Source organism: Kitasatospora sp. NPDC101447 (assembly GCF_044767225.1).
Taxonomy (GTDB): Bacteria; Actinomycetota; Actinomycetes; order Streptomycetales; family Streptomycetaceae; genus Kitasatospora.
The window spans coordinates 207,436-217,618 of the sequence record NZ_JBIWNL010000010.1; the positions used below are offsets into that span (position 1 = coordinate 207,436).

A 10,183-nucleotide genomic window follows, 5' to 3' on the forward strand; every position below is an offset into this window, starting at 1 on the left:
TCAGCGGTCGCTCAGACGGCCGAGCTCGTTGTCGATGAAGGCGAGGACCTCGTCCGCGCTCGCCGCTTCGAGTCGCTCCGCGATGACGTCCTCGGCATTCTGCGCGTCCTGGTTTCGCAATTTCTCCAGCATTCGGCGCAGCCGGAGCGAGACCGCGTTGCGGGTCGCCCCGTCGGTGTCGGTGTCCGCCAGGGCCGCGTCCAGGCGGTCGAGTTGACCGAGCAGCGCGGTGCCGTCCGCGGCGTCCTGTTCGTCCAGGAGCACGCCGAGCAGGTGGGTGCCGAGCACGGTGGACGTCGGGTGGTCGAACACCAGCGTCGCCGGGAGGCGCAGGCCGGTGACGGCCGTCAGGCGGTTGCGCAGTTCGAGTGCTGTGAGGGAGTCCACGCCGAGGTCGTGGAAGTCCCGGTCGGCGGCGACGGCCTGCGGCGAGGCATGGCCGAGAACAGCCGCGGCCTCGGTGCGGACGAGGTCGACGACGTGGCGCAGCCGGTCGGTCTCGCGCAGCTCGGTGAGGCGGGCGGCGAGCGCGGCCACCGCGCCGCTGCGGGCGCCGGTGGACTCGGCCACGCGGCGGGCGCCGCGGACGAGGCCGCGCAGCAGCGCGGGCACGGTGCCGGGCATCCGGGCAGGGCCGACGGCGCGGCCGATGGGGACGAGGTAGGGCTCGTCGATGGCCATGGCGGCGTCGAGCAGGGCGAGACCGTCCACCTCGGTGAGGGGCGGAACGCCGGTGGCGCGGATGCGGTGCAGGTCGGCCTCGGAGAGGGTCCCGGTCATGCCGGCTGTGGGCACCCAGGCGCCCCAGCCCAACGACTGGGCGGGCAGACCCCGGTGGCGGCGCCAGTGCGCCAGCGCGTCCAGGTAGACGTTGGCCGCCGCATAGTTGCCCTGCCCGGCGCTGCCCAGCACACCGGAGATCGACGAGAACAGGACGAAGGCCTTCAGGTCCTGGTCCTCGGTCAGCTCGTGCAGGTTCCACGCCGCGTCCACCTTCGGCCGAAGGACGCCCGACAGCCGCTCGGGCGTCAGCGCGCTCACGACGCCGTCGTCCAGCACACCGGCCGCATGCACCACACCCGTCACCCTCCGGCCGCGCAGCGCCTCCGCGAGCGCCTCCCGGTCGGCCGCGTCACAGGCCACCACCTCGACGTCGGCGCCCAGCTCCCGCAACTCCTCCAGCCACGCACCGACGCCACCACGCCGACTCAGCAACAACAGGCCCCGAACGCCGTGTTCCACCACCAGATGCCGCGCGACAAGACGGCCCAGACCACCCGTCCCACCCGTGATCACCACCGTCCCCGAGCCCCAGCCCGCAGACGACCCACCGCCCGCCACCCGGGCCAGCCTTCCCACCCGCACGGCTCCGGCGCGGGCGGTGAACTGGAAGTCTCCGCTCTCGGGTTGTGCCCCGAGAGCGGGCAGTGCCGCCGTCACGTCCGACTCGCGCTCGACGTCGAGCAGGGCGAACCGGCCCGGGTTCTCCGCCTCCGCCGCCCGCACCAGGCCCCAGACCGCTCCGCCGGCCAGATCCGCGACCTCGCCGCCCGGCACCGCGCCCCGGGTCGTGAACACCAGACGCGCGTCCGCGAACCGCGGCTCGGCCAGCCACTCCTGCACCAGGCCCAACGCCCACGCCGTCACCTCGTGCACGGCCTCGGGCGACTCGCCGCCCGCCACGGGCACGAGCACGATGTCCGGCACCTCGCCGGTCAGGTCGGCGAGCGACGGCACGTCCTCGCCCAGCGTGAGTGCCCGCGCCGGCCCGGTGGCACGCGCCGGGACGTCCACCCAGTCCAGCCGTAGCAGCGCCCCGGCCGGCCCGGCCCGGCCGGCCACGGCGGCCGGCTCGCCCAGCGTCAGCGACCCCGCCGACAGCACGGGCCCGCCCGCCGCGTCCACGACCTCGACCTCGACCGTGTCCGCGCCGGCCGGGGCGACCCGCAGCCGGACGACGGCCGCGCCAACCGCGTGCAGCGCCACCTCACGCCAGTCCGCGGGCACCAGCCGCCCGCCGTCGTCCTCCCTGGTCAGGGCCGCGATCTGGACGGCCGCCTCCAGCAGCGCCGGGTGCAGCCCGTACGGCGCCGCGTCCTCGGCCCGGCCCGGCAGGACCGCCTCGGCGAACACCTCGTCGCCCCGCTGCCACACGGCCTGCAGCGTGCGGAACGCCGGTCCGTGGTCCAGCGGCTCGTGGCAGGACTCCGGGTCCACGGCCACCGCGTCCGCCGGGGGCCACACGGAGGCGTCGAAGCCGCCCTCGTGCTCGCCGAGGGCCAGCGTGCCGGTGGCGTGACAGGTCCACGGACCGTCCACCGCGTCCTCCGGCCTGGCGTAGCAGCTCAGCGGACGCGTCCCGGCCTCGTCCGGGGCGCCGGCCACCAGTTGGACGACGACGGCGCCGTCCTCGGGCAACACGAGGGGGTCGGCGAGCGTCAGCCGCTCGACCCGGTCGCAGCCCACCTCGTCCGCAGCCCGGACGGCCAGCTCCAGGAACCCGGTCCCCGGGAACACGGCGACGCCGGCCACCCGGTGGTCGGCCAGCCACGGCTGTGCCTTGACCGACAGCCGACCGGTCAGCAGCACGCTGCCCGAGTCGGCCGGGGAGACCACCGCTCCCAGCAGCGGGTGCTCCGCCGACTGCAGGCCCGCGCCGGTCACGTCGCCGGTGCGCGTGGCCTGGGTGGGCCAGTAGCGCTCGTACTGGAAGGCGTAGGTCGGCAGGTCGACCCGCCGGGCGCCGGTGTCGTCGAAGACCCGGGCCCAGTCGACGGGGACGCCGACGACGTGGAGACGGGCGAGTGCGGTCAGCAGGGCGCCTTCCTCCGGCCGGCCGGGGCGCAGCGCGGCAGCCGCGACGCGGTCGGCACCCTCGTCCAGATTCTGTGCGGCGAGGGCGGTGAGGACGCCGCCGGGGCCGAGCTCCAGATAGTCCGTCGCACCGGCGGCGTCGAGGGCGCGGACGCCGTCGGCGAAGCGGACGGTCTCGCGGACGTGGCGCACCCAGTAGTCGGGGGTGCGGAGGTCGTCCGGGTCGGCGAGGGCGCCGGTCAGGTTGGAAACGACCGGGATCGAAGGCGCGTGGTAGGTCAGCCCGTCGAGGACGGCCCGGAAGCCGTCGAGCATCGGATCCATCAGCGGCGAGTGGAACGCGTGCGAGACCCGCAGGTGCGTCGTCTTGCGGTCGGAGAAGTGCGCGCGGATCTCCTCGACGGCCTCCTCCGTGCCGGAGACCACGACGGAGGTCGGGCCGTTGACGGCCGCGATCGACACGAACTCACCCAGCAGCGGCAGGACTTCATCCTCCGCCGCCTGCACGGCCAGCATCGCGCCACCCGACGGCAGCGCCTGCATCAGCCCGCCGCGGGCACGCACCAGCGTGCAGGCATCCACCAGCGAGAACACCCCGGCCACATGCGCGGCCGCCACCTCACCGATCGAGTGCCCGGCCACGAACTCCGACTCCACGCCCAGCGATTCGAGCAACCGGAACAACGCCACCTCGACCGCGAACAACGCCGCCTGCGCGTACTCCGTCGGGTTGATCAGCCCCTCGTCCGAGCCCCACACCACCTCGCGCAAGCCCGGCTCGAACTCCGCACACACCGCGTCGAACGCCTCGGCGAACACCGGGAAGCGGGCATACAACTCCCGCCCCATCCCCAGCCGCTGCGACCCCTGCCCGGAGAACAGCAGCGCGAGCCTCCGCTCCCCCGCCGCGCCGCGCGCCACCTCCGCACCGTCCAGCAGCACCGCCCGGTGCCCGAACCGCGACCGGCCCGCCAGCGACAGCCCGACGTCCACCGGCGAACCGGCCGCCCCCGCGAGTCCGGCCAGTTGCGCGTCCAGCGCGGGCTCCGAAGCTCCCGAGACCACCCACGGCACGGCAGCCGGCACGACGCCCGGTTCCCCGGCCTGATCCACCACCGGCGCCTGCTCCACGATCACGTGGGCGTTCGTCCCGCTGATCCCGAACGACGAGACCCCGGCCCGGCGCGGGTGACCGGCCTCCGGCCAGTCGCGCGCCTCCGTCAGGACCTCCACGGCGCCCGCCGACCAGTCGACGTGCGAGGACGGCGCGTCGACGTACAGCGTCTTCGGCAGCACGCCCGCCCGCATCGCCATCACCATCTTGATCACACCCGCGACCCCGGCCGCCGCCTGGGTGTGCCCGAGGTTGGACTTCACCGAGCCGAGGAACAGCGGCCGTTCGCGGTCCTGGCCGTAGGTCGCGAGCAGCGCCTGGGCCTCGATCGGGTCGCCGAGCGTGGTGCCGGTGCCGTGCGCCTCGACCGCGTCGACCTCGGCGGCCGACAGCCCCGCGTTGGCGAGGGCCTGGCGGATCACCCGCTGCTGGGACGGGCCGTTGGGCGCCGTCAGGCCGTTCGACGCACCGTCCTGGTTGACGGCCGAGCCGCGCAGCACGGCCAGGACCGGGTGCCCGTTGCGGCGGGCGTCCGAGAGCCGCTCCAGCACCAGCACACCGGCGCCCTCCGACCAGCCCGTCCCGTCGGCTCCGTCCGCGAACGCCTTGCAGCGCCCGTCCGTGGCCAGTCCGCCCTGGCGGGTGAAGCCGAGGAAGCTCATCGGCGTGGACAGGACGGTCACGCCGCCGGCCAGCGCCAGGGTGCACTCACCGCTGCCGAGGGACCGCGCGGCCAGGTGCATCGCCACGAGCGAGGAGGAGCACGCGGTGTCGATCGTGAGCGCGGGGCCCTCCAGACCGAAGCAGTACGACACCCGGCCCGAGATCACGCTGTTGGCCAGCCCGGTGCTCGCGTGGCCCTCGACCTCGTCCCGGGAGTTCATCACCAGCGAGGCGTAGTCCTGTCCGGTCGTGCCGACGAAGACGCCGGTGCGGCTGCCGCGCAGCGCCGTCGGGTCGATGCCCGCCCGCTCGAACGCCTCCCAGGACGTCTCCAGCAGCAGGCGCTGCTGCGGGTCCATCGCGAGGGCCTCCCGCGGCGAGATCCCGAAGAAACCGGCGTCGAAGTCCCCGAGGCAGGCGAGGAAGCCGCCCTGGCGGGTGGCGCTCACGCCGTGGCCGGTGCCGAAAAGCGCGTCGAGGTCCCAGCCCCGGTCGGTCGGGAAGTCGGTGATGCCGTCGCGGCCCTCGCTCAGGAGCCGCCAGAGGTCCTCGGGTGTCCGCACTCCGCCCGGCAGGCGGCAGGCCATGCCGACGATCGCGATCGGCTCCCCGGTGTCGGCGCGGGTGGCGGCCTCCGGAGTCACCACGTCGTCCTCCTCGTCGAGGAGCTCCCCGAGGAGGTGCGCGGCGAGGGCGTGCGGGGTGGGGTAGTCGAAGACCATCGTCGCCGGGAGCCGGAGCCCGGTGACGTCGGCGAGGCGGTTGCGCAGCTCGATCGCGGTGAGGGAGTCGAAGCCGAGGTCCCGGAACTCCCGTCCGGGGTCGACCGCTTGGCCCGAGGCGTGGCCGAGGACGCCGGCCGCCTCCGCACGGACGAGGTCGGCGAGGTGACGCAGGCGGTCGCCCTCGCGCAGTTCGAGGAGACGGGCGGCGAGAGCGGCACCCGTGCCCGTGGTGCTGACGGCGGTACGGCGCGCGGCGGGCAGGAGGGCGCGGAACATCGTGGGCACCTCGCCGCGCGGTCGAGCGCCGGCGGCCATGCGGCCGGTCGCGACCAGGTAGGGCTCGTCGACGGCCATGGCGGCGTCCAGCAGGGCGAGACCGTGCTCTTCGGTGAGGGGCGGGACTCCGGTGGCGTGGATGCGGTACAGGTCGGCCTCGGAGAGGGTCCCGGTCATGCCGGCTGTGGGCACCCAGGCGCCCCAGCCCAACGACTGGGCGGGCAGACCCCGGTGGCGGCGCCAGTGCGCCAGCGCGTCCAGGTAGACGTTGGCCGCCGCATAGTTGCCCTGCCCGGCGCTGCCCAGCACACCGGAGATCGACGAGAACAGGACGAAGGCCTTCAGGTCCCGGTCCTTTGTCAGCTCGTGGAGGTTCCAGGCCGCGTCCACCTTGGGCCGGAGGACGGCCGACAGCCGCTCGGGCGTGAGGGCGCTCACGACGCCGTCGTCCAGGACACCGGCCGCGTGCACGACACCGCTGATCGTCCGGCCGCGCAGCACCTCGGCGAGTGCCTCGCGATCGGCGGCGTCGCAGGCCACCACCTCGACGTCGGCGCCCAGCTCGCGCAGGTCCTCCAGCCACGCGCCGACGCCACCACGCCGGCTCAGCAACAACAGGTCCCGGACGCCGTGTTCCGCCACCAGATGCCGCGCGACGAGACGGCCCAGACCGCCGGTGCCGCCTGTAACGATGACCGTGCCCTCGCCCCAGCCCGCCGAGGACCCACCGCTTGCGACCCGGGTCAGCCGGCCGACGCGCACGGCGCCGCCGCGGACCAGCACCTGTGACTCGCCGGTCGCCAGCACGGCCTCCAGCGGCAGCCCGCCGTCCGTGTCCACGAGGACGAACCGGCCCGGGTTCTCGGACTCGGCCGCCCGCACCAGGCCCCACACGGCAGCACCGCCGAGGTCGGACACCTCACTGCCTGCCATGGCACCCCGCGTGACGAGGACGAGACGCGCGTCGGCGAAGCGGGGCTCCCTCAGCCACTCCTGCACCAGGCCCAGCGCCCACGCCGTGACCTCGTGCACGTCCTCGGGCCTCGAACCGCCCGCCACCGGGACCACCACGGCCTCCGGCACGTCGTCGCCGAGCTCCGAGAGCCCGGCGACCTCCACGGACCGGACGCTCACCGGCCGGGCGGGCGCAGCCGCGACCCACTCCAGCCGCAGCAGCGACCCGCTCGCCCCGTGGGAAGCAGCGGCCGGCTCGCCCAGCTCCACGGACTCCGCCGACAGCAGCGGCTCGCCCGCCGCGTCGGCGAGGACCAGCGACAGCGTGTCCTCGCCCGTCCTCGTCAGCCGGGCCCGCGTCACCGTGGCACCCGTGGCGTGCAGCGACACCCCGGACCACGCCACCGGCACGAGCCCTCGGTCGTCCGCCCGCAGGACGGCGGCCAGCAACGCCGGGTGGAGACCGAACCCGGCCGCCGAGACCGCCAGTTCGGCCGGGAGCCCGGCCTCGACGAAGGTCTCCTCGCCGCGCCGCCAGACACCGGGGCCGTCCGCGGCCGCGCCGGTCGGCGGCCAGACCGCCGCGTCGAAGTCGGCGGCGCGCGCTCCCGTGGTCAGCACCCCGGCGGCGTGCTCGGTCCAGGGCTCGTCGAGCCCGCCGTCGGGGCGCGAGAAGAAGGTCACCGTCCGCGCACCCGACCCGTCCGGCGCGCCTGCCCGGACCTGGACCGTCGTTCCGCCGCCCGCGCCGCCCAGGGCGAGCGGCCGGGTGACGGCGAGCCGCTCGACCCGGTCGCAGCCGACGTGGTCGCCGACCCGGATCGCCAGCTCCAGGAACCCGGACGCCGGGAAGACGTCCGCGTCGCCTTCCCACGCCGCCGCGGTGCCGGGCGCGAGCCGGCCGGTGAAGACGACGCTGTCCGTGCCCGCGAGCGGCACGGCCGCCCCGAGCAGCGGGTGGTCCGCCGCCAGGAGACCGGCGCCGGTCACGTCGCCGACACCGCTGCCCAGGGCGGGCCAGTAGTGCTCGTGCTGGAAGGCGTAGGTGGGCAGGTCGACGCGCTGGGCGCCGGTGCCGTCGAACAGCCGCGTCCAGTCGACCTGGACGCCGGCGACGTGCAGCCGGGCGAGGGCGGTGACGAGGGTGTGCTCCTCGGGCCGGTCGCGGCGCAGCAGCGGGAGCGCGGGGGCGTCCGGGTCCTGTTGGGCGAGGGCGGCGAGGACGCCGTCCGGGCCGAGCTCGACGAAGGCGGTGGCGCCGGCCTCGTGCAGGGCGCGGACGCCGTCGGCGAAGCGGACGGTCTCGCGGACGTGGCGCACCCAGTAGTCGGGGGTGGTGAGGTCCGCGCCCAGTGCGCCGGTGAGGTTGGAGACCAGCGGAATCGAAGGGGCGCTGTAGGAGAGGCCGTTGAGGACCTCGCGGAAGTCCGCCAGCATCGGATCCATCAGCGGCGAGTGGAAGGCGTGCGAAACCCGCAGCCGCGTGGTCTTGCGCTCGGCGAAGTGCGCGCGGATCTTCTCGACGGCCTCCTCGGCGCCGGAGACGACGACGGAGGTCGGGCCGTTGACGGCCGCGATCGACACGAACTCACCCAGCAGCGGTAGGACTTCGTCCTCCGTCGCCTGCACCGCGAGCATCGCGCCGCCCTCCGGCAGTGCCTGCATCAGACGGCCGCGGGCACGGACCAGCGTGCAGGCGTCCGCCAGCGAGAACACCCCGGCCACATGCGCCGCAGCGATCTCACCGATCGAGTGCCCGGCCACGAACTCCGCTTCCACACCGAGGGATTCGAGCAGCCGGAACAGCGCCACCTCGACCGCGAACAACCCCGCCTGAGCGTACTCCGTCCGGTTCAGCAGCTCCGCGTCCTCGCCCCACACCACCTCGCGCAAACCCGGCTCGAACTCCGCACACACCGCATCGAACGCCTTCGCGAACACCGGGAAGCGGGCATACAACTCCCGCCCCATCCCCGGCCGCTGCGACCCCTGCCCGGAGAACAGGAACGCCGTCGACCGCTCCACCGCCACCCCGCGCGCGACCTCGACCCCGTCCACCAGCACCGCCCGGTGCCCGAACCGCGACCGCCCCGCCAGCGACAGGCCCACATCCCCCGTAGAGCCCCCGGCCCCGGTCAGCCGCTCCACCTGTGCGTCCAGCGCGGCCTCCGACTTCGCCGAGACCACCCAGGGCACCACACCCGGCACGACCGAGGGATCCGCCCCGGAAGCGTCCTCCGCCGGAGCCTCTTCGACGATCACGTGCGCGTTCGTGCCGCTGATCCCGAACGAGGACACCCCCGCCCGGCGGGGCCGCTCGTCCCCCGGCCAGTCCCGCGCCTCCGTCAGCAGCCGCACCGAGCCCGCCGACCAGTCCACGCGCGAGGACGGCACATCTGCGTGGAGCGTCTTCGGCAGCACGCCCGCCCGCATCGCCTGCACCATCTTGATGACGCCCGCGACGCCGGCCGCCGCCTGGGCGTGGCCGAGGTTGGACTTGATCGAGCCCAGCCACAGCGGCCGGCCGTCCTCCCGGCCCTGCCCGTAGGTGGCGAGCAGGGCCTGGGCCTCGATCGGGTCGCCGAGCGGCGTGCCCGTCCCGTGGCCCTCCACGGCGTCGACCTCGCCGGCCGACAGCCCGGCGTTGGCGAGAGCCTGGCGGATCACCCGCTGTTGCGAGGGGCCGTTGGGCGCGGTGAAACCGTTGGACGCGCCGTCCTGGTTCACCGCCGAGCCCCGGACGACTGCGAGGACGCGGTGCCCGTTGCGGCGGGCGTCCGAGAGCCGCTCCAGCACCAGCAGACCGACGCCTTCGGCCCAGCCCGTCCCGTCGGCGCCGTCCGCGAACGCCTTGCAGCGCCCGTCCGAGGCGAGTCCGCCCTGGCGGCTGAACTCCAGCAACGCGCCGGGCGTCGCCATCACGTTGACGCCGCCCGCAACCGCCAGTGTGCACTCGCCCGCCCGCAGCGCCTGGACCGCCCAGTGCAGGGCGACCAGAGAGGACGAGCAGGCGGTGTCGACCGTGACCGCCGGGCCCTCCAGCCCGAGGGTGTAGGAGAGGCGGCCGGACAGGGCCGAGGCGGCGATGCCGGTGCCGATGTCGCCGGTGGCATCGGCCAGGGAGCGCACCAGCAGGTACGCGTAGTCCTGGCCGTTGGTGCCGAGGAAGACACCGGTACGGCTGCCGCGCAGCGCCGTCGGGTCGAGGCCCGCCCGCTCGAACGCCTCCCACGAGGTCTCCAGCAGCAGGCGCTGCTGCGGGTCGGTGGAGACGGCCTCACGGGGCGAGATGCCGAAGAAGTCGGCGTCGAAGCCGGACACCGAATCGAGGAAGCCGCCACGCCGCGAGACGCGGGTGCCGCGCTCGTCGACACCGGCGTCCGCCAGGGCGCCGAGGTCCCAGCCGCGGTCGGCCGGGTAGCCGCCGGTGGCGTCGGTGCCGCCTGCCACGAGGTCCCAGAGGTCCTCGGGCGAGGCAACGCCGCCGGGGTAACGGCAGCCCATGCCGATGACGGCGACGGGTTCGGCGGCCGCGGCCAGGAGTCGACGGTTCTGCGTGCGCAGCCGTTCGGTCTCCTTCATCGAGGACCGGAGAGCGGCGACTACCTTGTCGTGGGGCGTGGTCATGAGTGCTCCG

General features: G+C 74.9%; 1 pseudogene. It reads right to left on the reverse strand.

Annotation, left to right across the window (positions count from 1 at the left end):
- Positions 1–10,170: pseudogene (locus ACIRST_RS17440) on the reverse strand (SDR family NAD(P)-dependent oxidoreductase); the annotation flags it as partial.
- Positions 10,171–10,183: the final 13 nt, after the last annotated feature.